This is a genomic window from Paenibacillus sp. FSL R5-0623 (assembly GCF_037974265.1).
Taxonomy (GTDB): Bacteria; Bacillota; Bacilli; order Paenibacillales; family Paenibacillaceae; genus Paenibacillus.
Window position 1 is genome coordinate 6,327,860 of sequence record NZ_CP150233.1, and the last position, 22,899, is coordinate 6,350,758.

Annotated in this window: 21 protein-coding genes and 1 riboswitch; of the genes, 2 read left to right on the plus strand and 19 right to left on the minus strand. The window is 49.2% G+C overall.

Annotation, left to right across the window (positions count from 1 at the left end; translation table 11 throughout):
• Nucleotides 1-143: 143 nt before the first annotated feature.
• The 11 genes from MKY92_RS27725 to MKY92_RS27775 form a co-directional block, all read right to left on the minus strand.
• Nucleotides 144-737, minus strand: a complete 594-nt coding sequence (locus tag MKY92_RS27725; protein WP_339298324.1) for a TIGR01440 family protein — start codon at nucleotides 735-737, stop codon at nucleotides 144-146.
• Nucleotides 738-878: 141 nt separating this feature from the next.
• Nucleotides 879-960: riboswitch (ZMP/ZTP riboswitch) on the minus strand.
• Nucleotides 961-1,056: 96 nt separating this feature from the next.
• Nucleotides 1,057-1,629, minus strand: a complete 573-nt coding sequence (locus MKY92_RS27730) for a low molecular weight protein arginine phosphatase (RefSeq protein WP_221821825.1) — start codon at nucleotides 1,627-1,629, stop codon at nucleotides 1,057-1,059.
• 58 nt (nucleotides 1,630-1,687) lie between these two features.
• Nucleotides 1,688-2,248: a manganese efflux pump MntP family protein gene (locus MKY92_RS27735; protein WP_221821826.1), complete on the minus strand. Its 561-nt coding sequence runs from the start codon at nucleotides 2,246-2,248 to the stop codon at nucleotides 1,688-1,690.
• Nucleotides 2,249-2,422: 174 nt separating this feature from the next.
• Nucleotides 2,423-3,661, minus strand: a complete 1,239-nt coding sequence (locus tag MKY92_RS27740) for an L-threonylcarbamoyladenylate synthase (RefSeq protein WP_339298325.1) — start codon at nucleotides 3,659-3,661, stop codon at nucleotides 2,423-2,425.
• 181 nt (nucleotides 3,662-3,842) lie between these two features.
• Nucleotides 3,843-4,502, minus strand: a complete 660-nt coding sequence (gene spoIIR / locus MKY92_RS27745; protein WP_339298326.1) for a stage II sporulation protein R — start codon at nucleotides 4,500-4,502, stop codon at nucleotides 3,843-3,845.
• Nucleotides 4,503-4,758: 256 nt separating this feature from the next.
• Nucleotides 4,759-5,979, minus strand: coding sequence for an FtsW/RodA/SpoVE family cell cycle protein (locus tag MKY92_RS27750; RefSeq protein WP_339298327.1), 1,221 nt, complete (start codon nucleotides 5,977-5,979; stop codon nucleotides 4,759-4,761).
• Nucleotides 5,980-6,250: 271 nt separating this feature from the next.
• Nucleotides 6,251-7,471 carry an FtsW/RodA/SpoVE family cell cycle protein gene (locus tag MKY92_RS27755; protein ID WP_339298328.1) on the minus strand — a complete coding sequence of 407 codons (1,221 nt, stop codon included), beginning with the start codon at nucleotides 7,469-7,471 and terminating at the stop codon, nucleotides 6,251-6,253.
• Between the two features lie 85 nt (nucleotides 7,472-7,556).
• Complete coding sequence (prmC, locus tag MKY92_RS27760) at nucleotides 7,557-8,441, minus strand: peptide chain release factor N(5)-glutamine methyltransferase (protein ID WP_339301926.1); 885 nt, start codon at nucleotides 8,439-8,441, stop codon at nucleotides 7,557-7,559.
• Nucleotides 8,442-8,465: 24 nt separating this feature from the next.
• The gene (gene prfA / locus MKY92_RS27765; protein WP_017691918.1) at nucleotides 8,466-9,533 is read right to left on the minus strand and encodes a peptide chain release factor 1; all 1,068 of its coding nucleotides are present in this window, start codon (nucleotides 9,531-9,533) and stop codon (nucleotides 8,466-8,468) included.
• A gap of 635 nt (nucleotides 9,534-10,168) precedes the next feature.
• On the minus strand, nucleotides 10,169-11,269 hold the full coding sequence (gene ychF, locus MKY92_RS27770) for a redox-regulated ATPase YchF (RefSeq protein WP_017691917.1): 1,101 nt from the start codon (nucleotides 11,267-11,269) through the stop codon (nucleotides 10,169-10,171).
• Nucleotides 11,270-11,461: 192 nt separating this feature from the next.
• On the minus strand, nucleotides 11,462-11,932 hold the full coding sequence (locus MKY92_RS27775; protein WP_339298329.1) for a GNAT family N-acetyltransferase: 471 nt from the start codon (nucleotides 11,930-11,932) through the stop codon (nucleotides 11,462-11,464).
• A gap of 213 nt (nucleotides 11,933-12,145) precedes the next feature.
• On the opposite strand from MKY92_RS27775, the gene MKY92_RS27780 reads away from it, so the two are divergent.
• Nucleotides 12,146-12,580, plus strand: a complete 435-nt coding sequence (locus MKY92_RS27780; protein WP_339298330.1) for a hypothetical protein — start codon at nucleotides 12,146-12,148, stop codon at nucleotides 12,578-12,580.
• A gap of 75 nt (nucleotides 12,581-12,655) precedes the next feature.
• Complete coding sequence (locus tag MKY92_RS27785) at nucleotides 12,656-13,108, plus strand: hypothetical protein (RefSeq protein ID WP_339298331.1); 453 nt, start codon at nucleotides 12,656-12,658, stop codon at nucleotides 13,106-13,108.
• 148 nt (nucleotides 13,109-13,256) lie between these two features.
• Here the strand turns inward: MKY92_RS27785 and fni are convergent, their stop codons facing one another.
• From fni to crtI (MKY92_RS27825), 8 genes are all read right to left on the minus strand, one after another.
• Complete coding sequence (gene fni, locus MKY92_RS27790; protein ID WP_339298332.1) at nucleotides 13,257-14,324, minus strand: type 2 isopentenyl-diphosphate Delta-isomerase; 1,068 nt, start codon at nucleotides 14,322-14,324, stop codon at nucleotides 13,257-13,259.
• 326 nt (nucleotides 14,325-14,650) lie between these two features.
• Nucleotides 14,651-16,132: a phytoene desaturase family protein gene (gene crtI, locus MKY92_RS27795; RefSeq protein ID WP_339298333.1), complete on the minus strand. Its 1,482-nt coding sequence runs from the start codon at nucleotides 16,130-16,132 to the stop codon at nucleotides 14,651-14,653.
• Complete coding sequence (locus tag MKY92_RS27800; protein ID WP_339298334.1) at nucleotides 16,129-17,277, minus strand: glycosyltransferase family 2 protein; 1,149 nt, start codon at nucleotides 17,275-17,277, stop codon at nucleotides 16,129-16,131. Before MKY92_RS27800 ends, crtI (MKY92_RS27795) begins: the two co-directional genes overlap by 4 nt.
• A gap of 1 nt (nucleotide 17,278) precedes the next feature.
• On the minus strand, nucleotides 17,279-18,040 hold the full coding sequence (locus tag MKY92_RS27805) for a lysophospholipid acyltransferase family protein (RefSeq protein WP_339298335.1): 762 nt from the start codon (nucleotides 18,038-18,040) through the stop codon (nucleotides 17,279-17,281).
• A complete protein-coding gene (locus MKY92_RS27810; RefSeq protein WP_339298336.1) occupies nucleotides 18,009-18,776 on the minus strand; it encodes a carotenoid biosynthesis protein in 768 nt (255 codons plus the stop codon). The genes MKY92_RS27805 and MKY92_RS27810 overlap by 32 nt, the downstream gene beginning before the upstream one ends.
• Nucleotides 18,776-19,648 carry a phytoene/squalene synthase family protein gene (locus tag MKY92_RS27815; RefSeq protein WP_339298337.1) on the minus strand — a complete coding sequence of 291 codons (873 nt, stop codon included), beginning with the start codon at nucleotides 19,646-19,648 and terminating at the stop codon, nucleotides 18,776-18,778. The genes MKY92_RS27810 and MKY92_RS27815 overlap by 1 nt, the downstream gene beginning before the upstream one ends.
• Nucleotides 19,645-21,108, minus strand: a complete 1,464-nt coding sequence (gene crtI, locus MKY92_RS27820; protein WP_339298338.1) for a phytoene desaturase family protein — start codon at nucleotides 21,106-21,108, stop codon at nucleotides 19,645-19,647. Before crtI (MKY92_RS27820) ends, MKY92_RS27815 begins: the two co-directional genes overlap by 4 nt.
• Nucleotides 21,105-22,655: a phytoene desaturase family protein gene (gene crtI, locus MKY92_RS27825; protein WP_339298339.1), complete on the minus strand. Its 1,551-nt coding sequence runs from the start codon at nucleotides 22,653-22,655 to the stop codon at nucleotides 21,105-21,107. The genes crtI (MKY92_RS27820) and crtI (MKY92_RS27825) overlap by 4 nt, the downstream gene beginning before the upstream one ends.
• Nucleotides 22,656-22,899 lie beyond the last annotated feature (244 nt).

Genomic DNA, 22,899 nt, shown 5'->3' on the forward strand with positions numbered 1-22,899 from the left:
CAATCTGAAGAAACGAAGTGGTCGCCTTTATCACCGGATTTCCCCTTTAAATAGGGAATAAAAAAATCTGGGGATAACAGCGATCGGAAGATGGTGATGCAATCAAAGTCAGGAGTGTAACCCAATTAGTCTTGCTTTATATGTTAGTCACAAAATGTCGAATCTGGTTGTTCTTCCATACGATACACCGCGCGTTCGCCGCCAATCAACTTCGGACGAGTCAACGCTGTGGTTACACGAGCATCTCCAACATAGCGGAGCGCTGTGCGATAGGGTACGGCTACATGCTGGAGATGCATCCCAATCATCGTCTCCCCAATGTCCAGGCCAGCATGGGCCTGCACATGTTCAGCCAGGCATGGATCGGTCAGCGAACGATATGCTGCGGATGCCATGGAACCTCCGGCTTTGGGCACGGGTACTGCGCCAACCTCGGTCAATCCAAGTCGAGTAAGCACAGAACGCTCCATTACCAGCGCACGGTTCAGATGCTCACAACATTGGAATACCGTGTCAAAACCGAACTCCTCCTGCACCTCGCGTATACCCGCAAGAAGCTGCTGTGCCACTTCAATGGCACCACTCGTACCAATCCGAGCGCCTGCGACTTCACTTGTGCTTGTACCGATCACAACGATCTGTCCAGGTCCAAGCTGTCCGGCAAGCGCCAGTTCATGCAGAATAGACGCGGTCTGTTCCTGCAATCCGGGTTGTTCCGAATCTAACTCTATAGTCATCCTATCATCGCCTCCCGATAAAATCATGCCTGCTTTCTCTTGGCTGTCCTTCGTATTCTTGCACGGCATCTCAGGTACTATTATAGCGAATAATCAGATGAAAGACGAAAAAAAGAGCAGTCTGCGGGTAACGCAGAATTGCTCTTTTGCCCAGGCGACCGGCCGTTTGTTCCGGTGCTCCATCGTGGTTATGCCCACTTCGTCGCCAGTTACACCGGATCCCTGTTTTCCCCTTCATCATAAAACAACCCGCGGCTAAAATCAACGGTTAATTTACATCACGTGTCCTATTTCTATAACCTGCCCCGCAGGATCAGATTTAACCCAGCTTATCCAAAAGCCGGTCCAACGCCGTCCGAATCTCAGCTGCAGCTATATTGTAATCATCACGACTTCCCCCAAACGGATCGGAGATGTCGAAACTTGGAATTCGTTGTCTGATCTCAATGGCTCGCTCACGCTCCGATGCCAAGATCTCTTGCCCAAGGGCACGTTTCATTTCAAGCGTTGCAAACAGGCTGTCCAACTCCTGAACATCACTTAATACCTGTTCATCATCCTCCACATATTCTTTCAATGTATAAGTTTTGTGGACTGAATCGGGAAAAACCTGCATGACATGCTGCTTATGACTCCGTGTTAATGTAAGAACCAGATCAGCCCAACCTACCAGGTTAGCGCTAAGCTGTGTGGAATGAGGTGGACCTTCAACGTTATGATCTCTCAGAACTGCTTCAGCATGGCGGGAAATCGGCATACCCGATGTTGCTGCCACACCTGCGGAACGAACCTCTACCTGAATGCCGCGCTCCGATGCCAATTTTCTCAAAAGCCCCTCTGCCATGGGGCTGCGGCACGTATTTCCTGTACATACGAATAAAATATGTTTCATTGTGTTAGCCTCCCCATTTTACATATGATGCGAATGATATGATATCTCAAGTTTTATTCTAAAATATAAACAAAAGTCCAAACGCAAGCAAGATTGCGCCACCAATAGCTTCGCCGTAATCCCCAAGATTCTGGCTCACCCGACGGCCTAATAGCAGACCCATAACCGACATCACCCCGCCACAAACACCGAAAGCAAGTACGGTCAATATCAGATCACTGCTAAACATCCCTAAGGAAACGCCAACGGAGAACGAATCCACACTTACGCTGAGGGAGAACAAAACAACGCCGAGCAGGGAACGGTGGTCCACCAGCTTGGTATCGCCTTCACGGAATGCATTCAGAATCATATGAGCACCCAGCAAAACAAGCAATCCACCTGCCGCATACGTCGTAATGTCACCGAGCAGGGAGCTGACGTATTTGCCCATATACATGCCGATGAGCGGCATGATGATATGAAACAGCGCAGTTACAATACTGATTCGCAATACATCCCGCAGCCGAATGCCCTTCATGCCAATTCCGATTCCGAGTGAGAACGCATCGAGGCCAAGCGCAATAGCCATGATCAAAATGGTTACAAACTGCCCAACATGGGCAGACACATCCCACATCCCCATACCCCCAAGTCACGTAAAGGTTCTTGTACACGATATGCGGACAAGGACCTAAACATGACCGATGAAAGGCAAACGGTGACGGATCTATGGTTGGATGCCGGCTTTATAGAATCTTGATTTTGTTTCGGAAAAAGTTAAGCAACTCTCCTGAGATATGATCAGGAGAGATTAAGAGGGTTGCTGGTTGCCAACTTGTATGAGTTGGTTACCTGCAGCCTTGAGCAGCCGATTCATGACGGCTGCTCCCAGCCCTTCGCGTGAGCAGGCTTCAGCCACTATATATGTGGCGCCTTGCTCATCGCAGCTGCGCAGCGCGGCGTATAGCCGGCGCGCTGCTTCTTCCAGCTCGCTGGCGTCTCCCAGCGAGAACACGGCATCGGCGCGGTACTGCTCCGCGTGCTCGGCGAACGCCAGCACCGCGGTGCGCTCTCCGCGCTGCGCCGCCTCTGCGAGGGCGGCGCTGATCCAGGCCGCCACCGCTGCGGGCGGCCCCTCCACCACGCACAGCGCCCCTGTGGGTGCGTAGTGCGTGTACTTCATGCCCGGCGAGCGCGGCGCCGGGCTGCCCACGCCATCGGCCCCCTCCGCGAGTAGCGCGGGGTCCGTGGCGACACGGGCGGCAACGGCGGACAGTTGTTCCGCCGTAATGCCGCCAGGGCGCAGGATGGTGACGGTATCGTCGTCACCGACTTGCACAACTGTGGACTCGACGCCCACCCCGGTGGGGCCGCCGTCCACAATGCCACCGATGCGGCCATCCAGATCCTCGCGTACATGAGACGCGAGTGTCGGACTTGGCCGCCCGGAGCGGTTGGCGCTTGGCGCAGCCACAGGGCATGCCGCCGCCGCGATCAACTGCAAGGCCACCGGATGGTCCGGCATGCGCACGGCCACCGTGTCCAGACCGGCGGTGACACGTGGTGACACTGCCCCCGGCCTAACGGGCAGCACCAGCGTCAGTGGTCCCGGCCAGAAGGCCGCCATCAGCGCTTCCGCCGTTTCGTTCACTTCCGTGACCAGCGTATCCAACTGGTCACGGTGCGCGATATGCACGATCAGTGGATTGTCGGAAGGTCGGCCTTTGGCGACAAATACAGCCTCGACGGCTGCTGTGCTACGCGCATCGGCACCCAGGCCATAGACCGTCTCGGTCGGAAAAGCCACCGTCTGACCTTGACGAATGCAGGTTGCGGCAGCCTGCAAGTCGGCGAGCGCCTGTTGATCGGCGCTCCCCTTTTTCACATCCAACCACTCATTATTACCCATTCCGTGATCGTTCTCAGCGCTCACCAAGACGCGTACATCCCACATCTCAGTGACCAGCTCTCCCGGAGCTTTCATATCACGATCTTCTCTACCATCCCTCATCTCAGAGGTGTGTTGCAATGGTTCGTTTTCTTTGCTCATATATCATCATTCCTAAACTTCAAGTAGGTTACTTCCTATCCATATTCAATATAAGTAATTATAACATACCTGTCCCAACTCGGATGCCCTTCATACTTCGCTCGGAATTTCACCACTAATTCATATCAAAAGGGCAGCTCCATGAATAGAAGTCTCCCTTTTTTGTAGTATAAATACGTTGTTATGCGAATAATCCAGTTACCCAACTCCACAGTTTCACGGCCATATCCCACAGAAAGAATCTCGCTTCCGGTGTATCTCCCTGCACAGATGCCTCGGCATCTCCTGGTTCAGCAGCTGCGGCCGATACCGTTGAAGGTTTCGCCAGTGCATCCCCAGTCCCTGCATCAATGAAGCACAGCGGCGGGAACAACACACACCACCAGTTCTGACCTTTGCCTTCGCCCAGCGTGATCCGAACCGCTTCATAATCTCCGGCAGGATAGACGGTACCCCCATACAGCTTGGTCGGGAACGGAACGGAACCCAGCTCCACCTGATACTCATAATTTAAACCACGACTGGCCAACTCTTCTCCTACTCTATTCTCAATCTCGGACAAATGCTCACGAATAACCTTGCGCGCTTCATCCAGATTTTGCGGATTCTCCAGTTCGGCTACCCACTCGCCCATCTGAGCAACGACAGCATCCCGAATCTCGCGTTTCACCAATTGATCTCCGGGTGCATCCGAGTTTGCTAGAATACGCAAGCGAATCGATTGTTCAGGAATTGCTGTGGCCGCCACAGCTGCATCCGTTTTCTGACCTTCCCACATCATGATAATCATCATAAGACATACAATAATAAGTCCAATTTGCTTTACAATTCTTCTGCTCATTCCGTTCTCCCCCTCGGCTCTCTGATCACGTTGCCTGCAACTCTCTCATGTCTATCAGTATGCCCGGTAGAGACGGAAGTAAACCTATCATTTGCAATAAATCTACTAAATCAATTCTATGATTTACATTCACTCACCAGTCATGCTAAAAAGGCTGATCTGCACCTGGTTAAAGGGCAAATCAACCTCTTCATTTCTAAGTACGATCACGTTATACACTCCACAGCTTCGCTTTTCACCTACACCGACTCAACAGTTACACAGCACTTTTTTCTTTCTTGAGCATATTCCATAAACGTTCCGACAACGGGGGTTGCTGCTCCCCGATCAGAAGTTCATCCTCCTCTTCTTGCCCGTACAACTTAATGCTCATGACTACACCGATGCAAGCCATATTAATAAGCAAAGAGGTGCCGCCGTAACTGATGAACGGTAACGTAATACCTGTGAGTGGCATCAGTCCGAGGAACGCCCCCACGTTCTCAAACACTTGATACAACAACATTCCGATAATACCTACAATGATGACGGGTCCCGCGCGATCTCTGCATGCCAGAGCAATCAGCACCATACGGTGGATCAGGATAAAGTACAACAGAATCAGTACGGATGCACCAACAAAGCCAAACTCCTCTGCGATCACAACAAAAATGGAATCAGAATACGTATAGGGGACTCGTCCACTCTGAACGGATGTTCCTTGCAAATAACCTTTGCCGATGATGCCCCCTGAACCGATGGCTAAACCTGCATTTTTCGTATGCCAGGAAGCTTTGGAGGTAGCCTTTTCCGGTACAAGCCAAGGATCAATCCGCTCCGCCCAATGCTCACGTTTTATCTTCTCAAGAAAAGTGAATACTTCATCATGGTAGAAGGTATAAGCTTTAACAAAGCCAAAAAACGTCACTCCCACAATCGCCAGTGCAATCAATGCGTGCTTCAGCCTCATATTTCCGATCCAGAATACCGCAGCCAAAATTACTACATACCCCAGCGCATTCCCCAAATCATTCTGAGCCATAACAAGGGCAAACGGAATAAAAGCCCAGCAGCCAATCGGCACAATATCTCTCCAGAACTCCAGCGTGCTTCGTTGCCTCTTCACAATTAAATGGGCGAGGAACAGGATCATAATCATCTTGAACAGCTCTGCCGGTTGAAAAGAAAAATTGTCGCCCAGCTTCAGCCAGCCATTAGCATTATTGATCGAACTGCCCAGGACATTCGCAAGGATCAATAGGATGATCCCCAAGCCATACAAATAAAACGCATATTTCACGTATAACTTGTAATTCACAAGCCCGATCACAAGCACCGCGATGAACCCGGCCACATAGAAATACATCGTTTTGACATGGTGATTCGCCAGGTTGGCATCTGTCTGCGTTCCGCTATAAATCGCAAATACACTAATAATCATGAGCAACAGCATTACAAAAAGAATCACACCGTCCATCTTTTTCAACATTCTCAACATGACGCCGTCCATCCCCCTGAAATCTAGCATTCTATCATTTCCAATTGAACTCAATATTACCATTGTATAAAAATGGATGATAAAATGGAAATCAGGATCGTTTCAGGCTAAAAAGTGAACTATTCAATGGCCTGAATTTACACCGTAAAAACAATAAAAACCCCAAAACATCCACCCAATGTAACTTGGGTTGGTCTGTTCCAGGGCTCTATAGTTATCTAGCTTATATACATAAATCTGACGTGTTATTTCACGGTTTGATTCGAGAGCGTTATTGCTCCTGTTGCGACGGCTTGCGTCTTAGCAATTTCATCACCAAATCGGTAATACTTGGTTGTTCCGCAGAGCCAAGAATATCCTCGTTCTCTTCGGTGTGGACCTTAATACTCATTACAAGACCCATGCTGATCATGTTGATCATAATGGAGGTACCACCCGAACTGATAAACGGCAGCGTAATCCCTGTCAACGGCATCAGACCAATGAATGGACCAATATTAACAAAGATCTGGTAAAGCAGCATCGCTATAATCCCAACAATGAGATAAGGCCCCGCGCGATCCTTACACTCCAGTGCAATCAGCACAAGCCTGTGAATCAGGATAAAGTACAGGAGAAGCAGTACCGAGGCACCGATGAAACCAAATTCTTCCCCAATCTGCACAAAGATGGAGTCAGCATAGGCCAGCGGCACCCGATTTGACTGAATCGTCGTGCCTTCCATATAGCCTTTGCCTGTAATCCCACCAGAACCAATCGCAAGCTTTGCATTATACGTCTGCCAGAGTACATCTCTTGAGGTCAGCTCTGGTACAAGCCAAGGGTCAAAACGATCCGCCCAGTGCGAACGTCCAATTTCATTCAGAAATTTAACAATCTCATCATGGTAATGAATATACGCCTGTGTACCACCGATAAAAGCAGCCACTGCGATCATAAAGCCAATGAGAGCATGCGTAAATTTAATGTTACCAATCCATAGTAGGCCCACAAGAATGACTACATAGCTTAATGCATTTCCCAAGTCATTTTGAAGCAATACGAGTAGTAACGGCGGCAGAACACAGAGCGAAATCGGAATAACGTCACGTCCAAAATAGAGCGGACGGTTCTTCTTTCGGGCCAAAAAGGCCGATAAAAACACAATTAGGCATAACTTGAACAATTCAGCAGGCTGCAAACTGACCCCGAAGATGGACAGCCAACCTTTTGCACCATAATACTCCTTACCAAAGAACATAACGAATATGAGCAGGAGCATCCCCACGCCATAGATATATAAATAATTTTTGATTATGAATTTATAGTTAATCATCGACATCCCAAAAAAGACTACGAATCCCAAAATATAAAAGATCACTGCACTTTTCGGGAGTCCCTCCAGCTTTGGACGACCAAACGTTGTACTGTAAATCGACAAAATACTGATAACCATCAGAATAACCAGTATAAACACGATAGAATAGTCTATCTTTTTAAATTTGTGCAGCATGTAATTATGTTCCCCCAAGCATTCAGAAATCTTCGGTATATCTCATTGTAGAGGATTTCACGGCAAAAAGAAAACCCGCGGAACCTTACATTTTCGTCACCTGTTCCGAAGTACGAACACCCAGGACATGCCGCTCGATTCCGGCAAGGTCCGGTACAATGATAATTTCCGGCCAATGTCCCGCCGATTCAAGCAGAGCTGCGATGTCGCGAGCCTGCCCTTGGCCCAGCTCAAAACCAATGATCTGCGGCGGCGCAGGCAACAGCGCCAACTGCTCCAGCATGATACGGTACGGTGCAAGCCCGTCCGGACCGCCGTCCAATGCCATGCGCGGCTCATGATCGCGCACCTCTTGCTGTAACCCGGCGATATCTGCCGCCGGGATGTATGGCGGGTTGGACACCAGGATATCCACCCGTGCCCCGGCGAACGGGGCCAGCAGATCGCCTTCACGGAAGTCGATCTGTACCCCGTTCGCGGCCGCGTTCCGCGCGGCCACTTGCAGGGCAGCCGCCGAGAGATCCCCGGCGCCGACCTGCCAGCGCGGGCGCAGTGAAGCCATCGTCACCGCGATGGCGCCACTGCCCGTGCCGATATCGACGGCGAGCGGAGCGCCGTCAGGAAACACGCGGTCGGCTTCGCGCAGCACAGCCTCGACCAACAGCTCGGTCTCCGGCCGCGGAATCAGCACGGCCGGCGTGACCTCGAACAGCAGCCCATAGAATTCCTGGCTGCCGATAATGTATTGCGCCGGCTCACCCGCAGCCTTGCGCGTGACGGCGTCCTCCCAGCGGCTGCGATGCTCGCTGGGAAAAGGCTCCGGCTGCATCATGTAATACGCGGCGCCATAAACGCCGAGTATATGTTCCAGCAGCAGCCGAGCATTGTTTTGCGGCTCGTACACGCCGCACTTCTCCAAAAAAGAGGAAGCCTCCACGAAGGCTTCCCGACAGCTCTGTTCCGGCGTCATGACAAACTGCGCGCGGGTCACAGATTATTCTCCTCTATCCATCAACTCGGTCTGCTGAGCAATCGTCAGTGCAGACAAGATATCTTCAATCTCCCCGTTCATGATCTGATCCAGCTTGTGCATCGTCAGACCGATACGGTGATCCGTCACACGGCTTTGCGGGAAATTGTACGTACGAATACGCTCACTGCGGTCGCCTGTTCCCACTTTGCTCTTCCGCTCAACAGAGATCTTTGCTTCCTCTTCCATACGTTTCATATCGAAGATACGTGTACGCAGAACCTGCAACGCTTTTTCCTTGTTGGAGTTCTGTGATTTTCCATCCTGACATGTCGCCACGATTCCCGTTGGAACGTGCGTTACCCGTACTGCGGATTTTGTGGTATTAACCGATTGTCCACCAGCACCACTGGAACAGAAGGTATCAACACGGATGTCTTTGTCATGAATTTCAATATCAAAATCTTCGGCTTCAGGCATAACCGCAACCGTTGAAGTTGACGTATGAATACGTCCGCCGGATTCGGTTGTTGGAATACGCTGCACACGGTGTGCGCCACTTTCATATTTCATTTTGCTGTATGCGCCGCGTCCGTTGATCAGGAAAACAACCTCTTTGAATCCACCGAGATCATTTGTGTTAACGTCCATCAGCTCTACACGCCAGCCTTGTGCATCTGCATAACGTGTGTACATCCGATACAGATCTGCTGCAAACAACGCTGCTTCATCTCCACCAGCTGCTCCGCGAATCTCAACAATAACGTTTTTGTCGTCATTCGGATCTTTTGGCAACATGAGTACACGAATCAATTCGTCCAGTTCCTTCTGGCGAGTGCTCAGTTCGTCAATTTCCATTTTGACCATTTCACGCATCTCATCATCCAGTTTCTCACCCTGCATTTCCTTTGCAGCTTCGAGATCCTGACTTACCTGTTTGTATTCATTGTACGCTTCATAAGTTGGTTGCAGATCGGATTGTTCTTTGGAGTATTCCCGCAGCTTTTTGTTGTCACTTGCCACATCCGGGTCACACAAAAGCTCGCTCAACTTGTCATAACGGTCGGCTAACGCCTGTAATTTATCCAACATGTATAGTCACCTCACACATTATTTTGTCCATGCAAAAATCGTTTTTAATAATTATTTCGGTTTCATTATTCATAACATCTATAATCTATATTCCACAACGCACAGGATTCTCACCGAATCCCCTGACCGCAGCATGTATTCACATTCCTGTATGATCGACGTATAACATCGCTACAACGTCATCAAATCCTTTACTTTTAAAGTGAAATCAAGTAATCGCGTACCCTGTATGAAACTCGCTTAAGCTCATCTGTTACAGCGCGAATTTTAACGTGGTATACGACTCTTAATTATAGCATATTCTTAGGGTTCTGAATAGTAACTGTTCCGCATGCGGATGAACTAATTTTTGGTGCTGCGAAATACAAAATGAAATTGTTGTTCGATGTTGTTCCGAAATGTAAAATAAACAAAAGCCACGATGCGCTAACATCGTGACTTCTCTAACAAAGGCCGGTGAGCGACCACGGCGAATTTCAATCAAACGAATGAAAAACCACCGGATTGCAAGGTGACCAACCTATTCCCGGTAGTTTTTCTTGTTCCGCGCTACTTTCCACGCACAAAGACCCCACGAACTTCACGAGAAGGTCGCAGGGTCATGTTATTGAATCTACATATAAAGGTGTAACAACTTATACGTTGAAACGGAAGTGCATAACGTCGCCGTCATTTACAACGTACTCTTTACCTTCAAGACGAAGTTGTCCGCGCTCTTTAGCACCGTTCATGGAACCCGCTGCAACCAGATCGTCGTAGGAAACCACTTCTGCTCGGATGAATCCGCGTTCGAAGTCGGTGTGAATGACACCGGCTGCGCCAGGCGCTTTGGTACCCTTACGAATTGTCCAAGCACGAACTTCCTGTACACCTGCTGTGAAGTATGTGTACAGACCGAGCAATTTGTAAGCCGCTTTGATCAACAGGTTCAGACCGGAATCCTCGATACCGAGTTCTTCCAGGAACATTTGTTTATCTTCGCCTTCCAGCTCGGAGATCTCTTCTTCAACCTTCGCACTGATTGGCACCACTTCTGCGTTCTCAGCAGCTGCGAATTCTCTTACTTTTTGCACGTAAGCATTGTTCGCCACATCGCCGATTTCGTCCTCAGCTACATTGGCTGCGTACAGAACAGGCTTCAGGGTAAGCAAGTGCAGATCGCGCACGATCAGAAGCTCATCATCCGTAAGTTCCATGCTGCGTGCTGGCTTGTCATCGTACAGAACAGCCTTCACTCTCTCCAACACTTCTACTTCTTGAGAGGCAGTCTTGTTGCCGCCCTTCATGTTTTTCTTGGAGCGATCGATTTTCTTCTCAACACTCTCGATATCGGCCAGGATCAGCTCCAGATTGATTGTCTGGATGTCGCTTACCGGGTCAATTTTGCCATCGACGTGTGTAATGTTCTCATCTACAAAGCAACGTACCACGTGTACAATCGCATCTACTTCACGAATGTGGGCAAGGAACTTGTTACCCAGACCTTCGCCTTTGCTCGCACCGCGAACAAGACCAGCGATATCTACAAACTCAAACGCCGTTGGTACTGTTTTCTTAGGTACAACGAGTTCTGTCAGTTTGTCCAAACGCTCATCGGGTACTTCAACGATCCCCACGTTAGGGTCAATCGTACAGAACGGATAGTTTGCCGATTCGGCACCTGCTTGTGTAATTGCATTAAACAATGTAGATTTACCTACGTTAGGCAAACCCACGATTCCAGCTTTCAAAGCCATGTATATGACAACTCCTCATTGATTACTTGTTCGGTATGGATAATCCTATACATTATATATGACAAACCTCAAGGCATCAAGGAACTTCGCCAATTCGACCAGAGTCCCTTCCGCTTCCCGAAATCCCCAGTTAATGCGGATAATTCGTTTTGCGCAGATCTTAAGTTTGGCCTAGATTATCTGCTATTAGGTTTACCCTTTAATTTCCTTGTACATGGTTAGATCCGTTACCTCATATCCCATCTTCCGATACAGGCTGCTCGCCCGCACATTATGTCCAAACACATGCAAACCAATACGATCCACGCCAAGGCTCAAGGCCGTCTGTTCAAGCGCCTCCATCGTCTCTGTTCCATACCCTTTACCGCGGTGTGCTTCTTCAACCACAATATCCAGCAAAAAAGCATCCTTCCCACGACGATTATCCGTGATGTTAAACCAGATATACCCTACATTGCCGTCCACAGGATGCACCAGATTGTAGAGATATGCTCCGGGTGTGTTTAAGCCTTCTGGCAGATAACGTTCATAAGATTCCTCGGCCAGTTGCTGCGCCTCTTCCTCAGCCCAGGTGCCCGCTTCTACTTTTTCCTGTGCAAAGTCTTTAATCGATCGAATGCGAAAACTCGCATAATCTTCCTGATTCATTGGAGAAAGTTCCAAGTTATTCCCCTCCTTATTAAGAGTGATCTTAATTATGTATGAACTCTGTGCAGTCCTTTTTGCACTACTAGTATCTTATTGTATCCTGTTCTCCCGTTTAGCGCATGAAGTTATTCTGACGATTTGAATTCAAATTTCATATTATCCATTTTGTTTATAACTATTGATCTCTTTGAAGCGTTTATACCTCATGAAGGAAAGGAGTGGGTCATATTGAACACACGTCGCCGATTCTCCAAAAGGAAAATGATTATCTTGTCCGCTATCATACTCGGAATCGCCATCGTCGCTTTTATGAGCTTTCTGAATGCAATTGATCCCTTTCGCCACTTAAGGATCACGATCCACAATCAATCCGACTATGACCTCACCAATATTCAGGCTAGCCTAGTCCAAGGCGACAACTCGTTAAACAACAATGAGAGTGGCTCCACCTACATATTCGAGAAGGATATTCCCAGCGGAGCAAACGTGAAATTCGCCCCGCAGCTGAAACTTTCCGGGGAGGGGGCCGTCTCCCTTGCGTTTACAGACAGCCGCGGTAAAACCTATAACAAAACGGTTTGCGGTTATACGGAATACTTATCCGGCAATTCATACGTCACTGTTACCAATGAGAATGTAACCGTGAAAGAGGAATGTATGTAATCATTCGGCAACATAATTATATAAGTAATTGGAACATCCTCATTACATACTAAAAGCATAGAGGAGGAAATTACATTGTCATTAAACATAATTTTAGGTGCAGGCTTAGCTTTCTCTATATTACTTTCTGCACATCCAGATAGTGCTGTTGGATTAGTGGATAGAGCGAAAGATGCTTTTACTAACCCTCCAATCACTGTGGAAAACTCTAATGATCCGATTGTTGCTCCATTGAATATACAACTTATAAGACCATTCAATTACAGTAGTTACAGTGCATATGAAAAATCATTCACATTGGATTCTGACAATGGAGAGACTTCTAATCTTTGGATTAACAACACTAGTACGGATACTATTTATGCCAAACTTACTGTGGGCAATCTTTCCCCAATTGATATTCCAATCAAAAAAGGGACTCAAAAAACAACAAGAATAGGTGTCATAGGCACAACAAACGTCAAAGTTTATATCTATAGTTCAACAGGTCATAAAATGGATATGAATATCAGTGCCCGACAATTTTAATATTAAAAATAGTGTAGAGGATATTTCTTAATGAAATATCCTCTACACTATTTTTGTTCCAGTTACATAGGAAGTAATATGAGTAGACTCAAAATATATAATTAAATAACTCCAATGGGGTTATATCATCTTCATTTTAACCCCGCGCCTAACGCCGTTCCACCAGACGTGACGTCTGCTTCAGATCCTCAATCCGACCTGCACCAATGCCGAACATGACGGTACGCAACTCAAACTCAACCTGTTCCAACCGCTCATTCAGCGCATCATCCGATGCGACTGCGGATTCGAGCAGAGATCGGCCAAAACCAGCCAGGTCCGCACCGAGCGCGAGGGCTTTGGCCGCATCCATGCCTGTGTACAATCCACCGCTGCCGATCAGGGCACCAGTAGGGTTCAGTGCTCGTACTTCCTGAATACACTCCGCTGTGGGAATGCCCCAGTCGGCAAAAGCTTCCGCTGCCGCCCGGCGTACCGGGTTATTGTTGCGGTACTTCTCCACCTGTACCCAGCTTGTGCCCCCTGCTCCGGCTACATCAATGAACGCGACACCCGCTTCATATAAGCGTTGAGCCGTCACGCCATCGATGCCAAAACCTACTTCTTTTACGCCAACAGGCACATCTAGCTCACGACACAAGTTCTCAATCCGTTGAAATAATCCGCTGAAGTTAGTATTACCTTCCGGCTGGAAAACTTCCTGCAACGTGTTCAGATGAAGCACGAGCATGTCCGCTCCAGCAATGTCTACGGCACGTTGAAAATCAGCTGTGGTGAAACCATAGTTCAGCTGCACCGCGCCCAGGTTGGCAATGACCGGGATGTCCGGTGCCCAACGGCGGACATCGAACGTATTCGCCAGTTCCGGCTGTTCCACGGCAGCCCGGATCGAACCTACGCCAAGCGCCCAGCCTCTGGCGTTTGCTACTCGGGCGAGACGTTCATTGATGGCGCCCGTTGTTTTGCTTCCACCCGTCATCGAACTGATGAGCAAGGGTGTGCGCACTTTTTTGCCAATAAACGAAGTCTCCAGATGCACCTCTTCAAAATCCAGTTCCGGCAGTGGGTGATGGCGAAACGCATACCGCTCCATACCGCTGGTTACCCCTTCTCCTGCCACATTCTCCTCAAGACAGAGGCGCACGTGTTCCAGCTTCCGTTCTCCCGTAGCCACTTCGGGAAGCAGCCGTTCGCCGGCTCGCTCTTGTTCATTCATGATGAGACCTCCTATGTGAGAATCGTGCGGATCGACAGGATAACCTGCCCGTTCCTAGCTTCTATGTATATAAGTCTTTTGTAAAAAAGACAAAACATTTATTAAATAAGCATTACAGCTCAACTCTATCCAGTATAACGTTCCAATCCACCTATTGAAAGGATGCCCCGACACCAAATATCTCACTTAAATCTCGGAGCACCACTATTTTACGCTTCTCAAAAGCACGGATCTTCCGTCTCAACTTCAAAGCTGGTTAACACGGACGATGAACACGCACTTGGATTAACAGATCACATTTTTACTCCATCATCTGCACAACGAACTTATCTCAAAATTTCCGATGCCAACTGCTCACCAACAAGCTGCCCGGACAATGTCACAATCGGTGTGCCGCCGCCTGGATGTGTTGTTCCGCCGACGTACCAGAGTCCTTGTACATCTTTGCTTCGGTTACCCGGTCGCATGAAGGTCTGCTTCACGGAGTTGGATGAAATGCCGTAGATCGAGCCTTGATGCGCCAAAGTATCCCGTTCGATATCTCGCGGCGTATATCGGATCAGCACATCGGATTGTTTCAAACCGGTAATTCCCCGCGTCGCTAACTGTTCAAGCACAAACTCCCCATAACGTTCCGTCTGTTCCTCCCAATTCCACGCGTCCGACAAGTAGGGGGCATTAACCAGAATGAACAGGTTACTGGCTCCCTCCGGGGCCATGCCTGCTTCCGAATAACCGGAATAACAGATGTAGATCGTGGGATCGGCGGGCATTTTACGATCACGGAAAATATGGTCGAACTCCGGTTCATACCGTTCCGGGAAAAAGACCGTATGGTGCAGCAGCGCATCATATTGTCTTCGCACACCCGCCAGCGTCACAAATCCCGAAATGGATGGCTCATACTTCCGTATGCGTGCATCGCTCATCTCTTTCCGATGTTCCGGTGCGAGCAGCAATCGATTCACGCTAAGTACATCTCCATTGGCAACCACCTGATCGGCTTCCCGGAAGCCTTGATCCGTATCCACGCCTGCCACTTTGCCATTCCGAACAACAATCTGCCGGACCTCTGTACCGGTAATGATCTGCACACCTTTTTCCCGAGCCAGCCGGGTCATTCCTTCGATCAGTTGATAGGTTCCGCCTTTGACCCCATAGATGCCGACTTCTGCTTCCACATGACCCATCATGGCAAAGATAGAAGGTGATTGATACGGCGATGAGCCCACATAGGTTGCGTACCGTCCGAACATAGCGAGCGTATGCGGATGCTGGAAATACGACCGCAGCAGCTTATCCAGCTTCACCGTTGGCCGTACGCGGAGCAGGCTGCGCAGCATTTGGAGATTGTATTTGTCAGAAGGAGACAGCAGCAACTTACCCAGAAAATGACGATTGGCTTCCGCATACAGTGCAGCAGACTCATCCATAAATGCATCATACCGAGCCGCATCCTCCGGACTGTACGCCGCGATCTGCTCCTTCATCCACCCGCGATTGCCTGATAAATCTACCACTGTGCCATCTGCGAATATATTACGCGTGCGCGGCTCTAACTCATATAGCTGTACGTAATCTTCCATTGCTACTCCCGAATGGTCGAAGACTGAACGAAAGGTCGATGGCATCGTGATTGTGCTCGGTCCACGGTCAAAATGATACCCGTCCCGCTCAATCTGCTGCAGCTTGCCACCTACGTGTTGCTGCCGTTCCAGAATGGTCACCTGCACACCTTGTGAAGCCAGTCGTATCGCACACGACAGACCTCCGAATCCTGCACCGATTATAATGACGTTACCTCTCAACTGTACCGCCTACCTTTCCATACATACCCCTTGCCGGAGCGGCCTGCCTGCCAGGAAGCAAGTCCGATGGCAATGACACAGGCCATGCTGACCGGTTGCAGAAGGGCGAGCCACCAGGGTTGTCCGCCAGCATGATCCGCTACTCTTTTCACAGCCATACCAAGTAATGTTCCTACCAATCCATACAGAATGGACACCGAACTACCCGTCATGAGTCCAATAATCAAGCCCAGTGGAGGCACAATATACATTAGTGTATATATCAACATCGTACCAAGCAGCAGTACGTCTTTGCGGCCCATACCTTCATACATGTTTTTCTTGTACCCATTCCATACTTCTGCCCCGTTCTGATACATGCGTGTATTCGTTACGTCATGCACGTCTGTCAGCATCACCGGATGACCTGCACGCTTAACTGCTTTGGCGAGACTCATGTCATCCACCAGATGTGCCTGAATGGCAGCATGACCGCCGGATGCTTCGTAACTGGAGCGATGAATCAGCAAAAAAGCCCCCGTAGCGGCCACAAACATCGGACTGGATGATCTGCGTATCATGAAAATGGGTAGATGACTGATGATGGTGAAAACCATCATCGGTACAACAAGCTTTTCCATCCACGTCTTTGTTACCTGATAAGGAAAACCGGTTACCAGCCCCCCGCTCTGCTCACACCCCGCCGCAAGCGTCTGCCGAATAGCACTTGGCTCGAGACGTACATCCGCATCCACGAACATATACCATTCTCCCTTGGCCTCCTGAACCAGCCTGTGACACGCATGAGATTTCCCCATCCAGCCTTCGGGAAGATCGACACCATGCAGCAAACGCACACGTGCATCGCGATCCGCAATCGCTTGTACCATGGCCGCTGTCTCATCTTCGGAGCGATCATCCAGCACCAATACTTCCATCCGGAATCCCGACGTATCGCTAGCGAGCACACTTTCCAGACATCCTTCAATATGTAGTCTTTCATTTCTGGCTGGAATCAGTACCGAGACCAGAAGGTCTGGTGGTTGTATCTTGTCTGCCCGGAATGACCGTACTTTGGGCAGACAGGAGACATTCCATATAGCGAACAGCAACTGTATACCCAATACGCCTGTAAGCACAGTCCAGAAGATCTCAGATGCATTCATGCTAACGGTTCACCCGCTTTCGTGCCGCATCGTATTTTTCACTTGTTGAACGTACATGACGAATCAACGGAAGCGCATCTGGCAAACTTCCCTGACCCACCCGTATAAGCTCTGATCTGTGATCGTCTAACTGCCGTTCCAACACATGACCGAGTCTGGAGGCAATCTCTTCACTCTTCCACGCTTTCCAGTCTTCCATCACAGGCGGGCCTGCCTGCATTGATATTTCAGGTAGATCATGCTGGACCATCCCATGGCACAAGGTTACCGGTACAGCGATGGCATTCGGGGAGCGACGAAGCAACAATCCGATGCCTGGACGGAACTGAATTGGTCTAGCCTCCTGATGCAATATTTCTCCTTGCGGAAAAACCCAGACCCTTTTACCCGAATTCAAAAGCTCACTGGTGTACTGTAGAGAGGTCCGAATACCGGACGCACTCTCCTTATTGATCGAATACGCACCCAATTTACGAAAAAAAGCATACTGCTGAAGCTGTTGCTCCTCCATCATCACATAATGATCTCCCCTTGACGTCTGCCTGGACGCATGATAGAGCAGCAGACCATCCCACCAGGAGCTGTGGTTCATGAAGTAGATCACCGGTCGATTTGGCTCAATCGGGGAGTTGTCCCTGATGTCCACCTGCGGGTCCAGTGACCCCGTGAGCGTGAAGGAGCGGAAGCGCCGACGCAGCAGATAATAGTGATTGTATAAGGCGAAAATATGATTAAACGGTTTTGATTTTACGGCGCGAATCATAGAGCCAGCTCCCTTCGGCAAGAAGCATCCCAGCAATGGCGATGATAAAGCTGCCCGTAATTCCTTCCTTTAGAGCAAGTAGGCCGAACAAAAGAATAAACAGCTGATACAACCATTTTGCACGCAGCAATGAGCTACGGTCACCAGGCATGGCTGGAAGGAAGAGGGACAGGAATGCACCCATGATAAACCAGCTTATGTAATTGGTCCACGGAACACCGTAGAATCCACCTGGGGCTTGCCACTCCCAGAATCCTCTTGCATGCGCAACAGGGTCGAGTACCAGATCAAGAACAATCGCCCAGAACCCGGTCTTCACTGCTCGAAGCAATTTGCCAGTCCAGGTTGAACCGCCGCCACTTAACAGTGCCGAGTTACCGACCACTGCGATCCAGGCAAAACCAAGTGTAACTGGCACACTGAACAGATGAATCCCGAAGAAGTCTGAGTAGGTATACTCGCCAAAAGGCCAATGCGTATGAACGCCTACCCACTCTACGCCCATACCTCCAAGCCAGATAATCACAGAGGATATCCAGAGTCCGGGTTTCAGCCAGATGACTGACTGGTCGGACAGGCCTGTCCGATTACGCCCCTGATAGATCAGATCTAGCACATACAATGCGTAGAAGATTAGAAATAAACCATTTGAAAAAGATAATACGTCAGGCACACCGATCGTTAGCATCAAGGTTGCTCCAATGACATACCACGCCCAGTAAAGCCACTGGATCATCAGGATACCGCCGTTCGGGAGGCTTGATAGGCCAGCATCGGGTAACGTTTCACAATTGCACCCAACATCTCCAGTTTCAATTCATCGCTAACATATGCACGTTTGGTATATACGTCATAGTCGTTGCGTTCAACCGCGTGTAGAATGGTGGAGTAAAAGGCTGCTGCCAGCTCGATGGAAAACGCACTTTCTGTTGGGTACGTATCCAGACGATCCATGCCAATACGGAACCAGTTCAATGCTGCAGCTTTTAATTCATGAACAATGGCAATAAAGCGTTCGTCCACGATCCCTTCTTCGAAGTCCTGCTCGGTGTAACCATGCTTCTCCATAATCTCCAGCGGAACATACCGGCGCACTCTGGCCCGATCTTCACCAACATCCCGGATAATATTAACGATCTGCATCCCTTTACCCAAAGCAATCCCGTTCATGGCTACTTCTGCGCCGTTATCATCCCGCAATACAGGCAACAACATCTCACCTACGGTTCCGGCCACCAGATAACAATAACGCTCCAGTTCCTGCATCGTTGTATAATGCGTTACTTTAAGATCTGTGAGCTGCCCTTCCATCTGACGGAAAAATGGCCCCTTATCCAGATGAGGGAAACTGCTGAACAACCATCTCAGTGCTGGCCAGATAAAGTGTCCTTCCGCATCGTCTAGCCGATCAAACAAATCATGGATCTCGTGTATCGTATAGGGCGAATGTTCCGGCTCGTCTACACTGTCATCAATCATGCGGCAGAAGGCATAAATGACATATACCGCTTCCCGACGTGGACTTGGCAACCCTCTAAAGGCCTGATAAAAAGAGGAAGAACCCTTTTGCATCAACTCTTCACACCTGCTCAAAATCGCTTCATTCATGTTCCCATCTCCTTCATGAGTTGATTGACGGCCATCCGTGCACTCTGCATTACAATCGGCACTCCGCCACCTGGATGTACAGATGCTCCTGCGGCATATAATCCCTTTATATTAGGGAATGGTTTGGGTTGCGGTCGGTATACACCGGACTGGAACAATACAGGTGCTATACCAAAGCTTCCGCCCCCATAGAGCCCGTCTCGCTCTGCGTCAGCGGGTGTACGTACCTTTTTCCACTTGATCGCTGCACGAAGTCCCGGGAACCCTCGTTGCTCCGCTTCTTCCAGTACACGTTCTGCCAATGCTTCACTCTCCTGATCCCAGTCGATACCTTCGGCATCTGGTACCGGAATGAGGAAATACAATACACTCTGTCCTTGAGGCGCTGCAGTTTCATCCAATGCGACCGGATTAAATACGTAAAATGAGGACTTTGCCGGAATGCGTCGCTGATTGAACACTTCCTGTAAGCTACCTTCTAGACTCGGTGGCAGGAAGAACTGGTGCGTTGTTGCATCTTCCCAGGTTTTGTCCACGCCGACATAGAGCAATACACATCCGGAAGAGGGACGATACGGTTTTCTTTTCCGCGCTACCTGTGGTGATTGTCCAAGCAAACCTGATAGATGGGGGAAATCACCATTGTAGATAACTGCATCCACATGTTCTGCGCCTGCTGCCGTTTCTATACCTTCACACACACCATTTTTAATCTTGAGCCCGGTAACTTCCGAATTCAGCACGACACGTCCACCACGTGATATCAGTTCCTGTTCCAGCATGGCCGGCAATGCTGCATATCCACCTTTGACCATCCAGATGCCATATTCATGCTCTGCGTAAGGCAAAAGGGAATAGATTCCTGGCGTTCCAAACGGTGATCCACCGATGTATAGACTTTGCAGAGAGTACGCATCAAGCAATTCCTCATGCTGAAAATAATCGCCTACCGCTTTCCGGACACTTTTGTGTGCACGCAATCTGCCCATGAGTGACATGAGCGAAGGGGTGAAGAAATCCCTTTTGCGCGGAAAAGCCCTTTCCAGAAACGCTGCCCGGCCTGCCGGAAACAACGTGTCCATATCTTTCATGAATCGTGTGAATCCCCGGCTCTCTCCCGGGAACAAACGTTCAATCTCCGCCGTCTGCTCTTCACGTGAGGTCATCTTGGTCATGACACGACCACTGTGGTAATGCACTCTGTATAACGGATCACAGCGAAGTAACTCAATCTTCGAACGATCTACGCCTGCTTCCTCCAGTATGCCAAGTAACATCTCCGGCAGCAGTACGATCGTTGGCCCCTGATCGATCCGGTATTCCCCTTCCTGCTCATATCCAATGCGCCCGCCAACGCGAGAACCCCGTTCATAGACGGTGACATCCCAGCCCTGACGGTTCAATAACAGCGCAGAAGTAAGTCCACCAATCCCTGCCCCTACAATAGCGGCCCGCTTCATGAATGCCCTCCGACTTCTGCCGTCTTCACGTACGAGGATGGTTTAGAGCTTGTGCGTGCGTCCTCTTCCTGAATCAGTCTGACACTGATCCGTGCCGATTCAAAGATCGTGGGCAACCCGCTGCCCGGATGTGTTCCGCCGCCTACCAGCCATACACTTTTCAACTCTTCAAACTGGTTATGGGGACGCAGGTACATCATCTGACCCAAATTATGTGCCATATTAAATGTTGCTCCGCGATACACATCCAGTTCAGTCTCCCAATCGAGTGGAGTGAACAGCATACATTCTTCAATACGGCTGCGTATGTCGGCCAGCTCAGGAATGCCTTCCATTCGTTTCATCATGGCCTCCTGCACATTCTCCCGCTCTGCCTCCCAATCAATGTCTGCGGTAAGGTTAGGCGTAGGCATAAGAACATATAAAGCAGATTTCCCTTCCGGTGCCAGCGTCGAATCAAGTCTGGAAGGGTTATGAATATATAGAGATGGATCGGCTGATAACATTTTGTGCTTGGTAATCTCATCAACGTTCAACCGGTAGTCCTCGGGAAAATAGATCGAGTGATGCGGCAAGTCCACATCACCATCTACGCCCAGATACAGCATCGCTGTGGAGCAGGAGTATTTTTTGCGTTTCATTTTCTCAGGGGTATATTTCTTAAGGACGCCCGGTTCGAACAGATGATTCACCGCATGTGCGAAGTCGGCGTTCACCACCACATGGTCCGCTTCGATGCGTTCACCGTTCTCAAGCAACACACCTTCTGCACGACCATTGCGAACGATGACCTGTTTCACCGGGGTGGAAGTATGTATTCGGCCTCCGTATTCTTCCACGACATCAGCCATGGCTTGGAAGATCCGATTCACACCGCCAATGGGGTGGAACAATCCGTAGTGATGCTCAATAAACGATAATATGGTAAAGGTACCCGGACAATCCCAGGCAGACATGCCAAGATATTTGGATTGGAATGTAAATGCCCAGCGTAGACGCTCATCTGTAAAATAGCGGGACAAGATTCCATAGACTGTATTGTGGACATCAAGCTTGGGTAGAGCTGTTACCGCATCCTTGCGCAGATAGTCAGTCAGCTTGCCAAAAGGACGACGGAGCAAAGGCATGACTTTGCCAAATTTCACTTCTTCTTCTTGCATGAACCGAAGGTAATTGTCCTCATTGCCAGGAAACAACTCCTTAATCTGTGCAGCTGTATCTTCCCGATTACGAGAAGGCGTGAACACCTTATCACCAAAGTTCAGTGCGTACAGTGGGGTTAACTCTTTCATATGCACATAATCGGATAACTTGCGTCCCACCACGTCAAACATCTCTTCAATCAGCTGAGGCATCATCAAAAATGTTGCACCCCGGTCGAATCGATATTCACCCAGTTCCAATCTGGCAGAACGCCCCCCGATGACTGGCTGTTTCTCATACACATCTACCTCGTACCCCTGACCGGACAATAACATCGCTGCTGCAAGTCCACCCGGACCTGCGCCAATGACAGTTGCACGTTTGCGTTGTTGATTCGGTATCATGCCACTCACCTTTCTATGTAGGGAATTCCTATAGTTCTCTAGCCCCTAACCTATTATTAAACCACCCAAGAACACTTTAAGCGGTAACTAGCAAAAACATTATACAAATATAATACAAATATTATACGACCTTGTAAACCAAAAAATGACCCGTTGGTCAAAATACTCTACTAATCCATATATAAACACAAAAAACACCCTTTGATCACTTTCGTCAAAGGATGTCCTTTATACACTAACCTAT

What these genes read in the sequence shown, in the direction of transcription:
- MKY92_RS27725 (WP_339298324.1), bottom strand. Translation starts at nt 737, where the DNA reads ATGACTATAGAGTTAGATTCGGAACAACCCGGATTGCAGGAACAGACC.
- MKY92_RS27730 (WP_221821825.1), bottom strand. Translation starts at nt 1,629, where the DNA reads ATGAAACATATTTTATTCGTATGTACAGGAAATACGTGCCGCAGCCCC.
- MKY92_RS27735 (WP_221821826.1), bottom strand. Translation starts at nt 2,248, where the DNA reads ATGTGGGATGTGTCTGCCCATGTTGGGCAGTTTGTAACCATTTTGATC.
- MKY92_RS27740 (WP_339298325.1), bottom strand. Translation starts at nt 3,661, where the DNA reads ATGAGCAAAGAAAACGAACCATTGCAACACACCTCTGAGATGAGGGAT.
- spoIIR (WP_339298326.1), bottom strand. Translation starts at nt 4,502, where the DNA reads ATGAGCAGAAGAATTGTAAAGCAAATTGGACTTATTATTGTATGTCTT.
- MKY92_RS27750 (WP_339298327.1), bottom strand. Translation starts at nt 5,979, where the DNA reads ATGTTGAGAATGTTGAAAAAGATGGACGGTGTGATTCTTTTTGTAATG.
- MKY92_RS27755 (WP_339298328.1), bottom strand. Translation starts at nt 7,471, where the DNA reads ATGCTGCACAAATTTAAAAAGATAGACTATTCTATCGTGTTTATACTG.
- prmC (WP_339301926.1), bottom strand. Translation starts at nt 8,441, where the DNA reads ATGACGCCGGAACAGAGCTGTCGGGAAGCCTTCGTGGAGGCTTCCTCT.
- prfA (WP_017691918.1), bottom strand. Translation starts at nt 9,533, where the DNA reads ATGTTGGATAAATTACAGGCGTTAGCCGACCGTTATGACAAGTTGAGC.
- ychF (WP_017691917.1), bottom strand. Translation starts at nt 11,269, where the DNA reads ATGGCTTTGAAAGCTGGAATCGTGGGTTTGCCTAACGTAGGTAAATCT.
- fni (WP_339298332.1), bottom strand. Translation starts at nt 14,324, where the DNA reads ATGAATGAACAAGAGCGAGCCGGCGAACGGCTGCTTCCCGAAGTGGCT.
- MKY92_RS27800 (WP_339298334.1), bottom strand. Translation starts at nt 17,277, where the DNA reads ATGAATGCATCTGAGATCTTCTGGACTGTGCTTACAGGCGTATTGGGT.
- MKY92_RS27805 (WP_339298335.1), bottom strand. Translation starts at nt 18,040, where the DNA reads ATGATTCGCGCCGTAAAATCAAAACCGTTTAATCATATTTTCGCCTTA.
- MKY92_RS27810 (WP_339298336.1), bottom strand. Translation starts at nt 18,776, where the DNA reads ATGATCCAGTGGCTTTACTGGGCGTGGTATGTCATTGGAGCAACCTTG.
- MKY92_RS27815 (WP_339298337.1), bottom strand. Translation starts at nt 19,648, where the DNA reads ATGAATGAAGCGATTTTGAGCAGGTGTGAAGAGTTGATGCAAAAGGGT.
- crtI (WP_339298338.1), bottom strand. Translation starts at nt 21,108, where the DNA reads ATGAAGCGGGCCGCTATTGTAGGGGCAGGGATTGGTGGACTTACTTCT.
- crtI (WP_339298339.1), bottom strand. Translation starts at nt 22,655, where the DNA reads ATGATACCGAATCAACAACGCAAACGTGCAACTGTCATTGGCGCAGGT.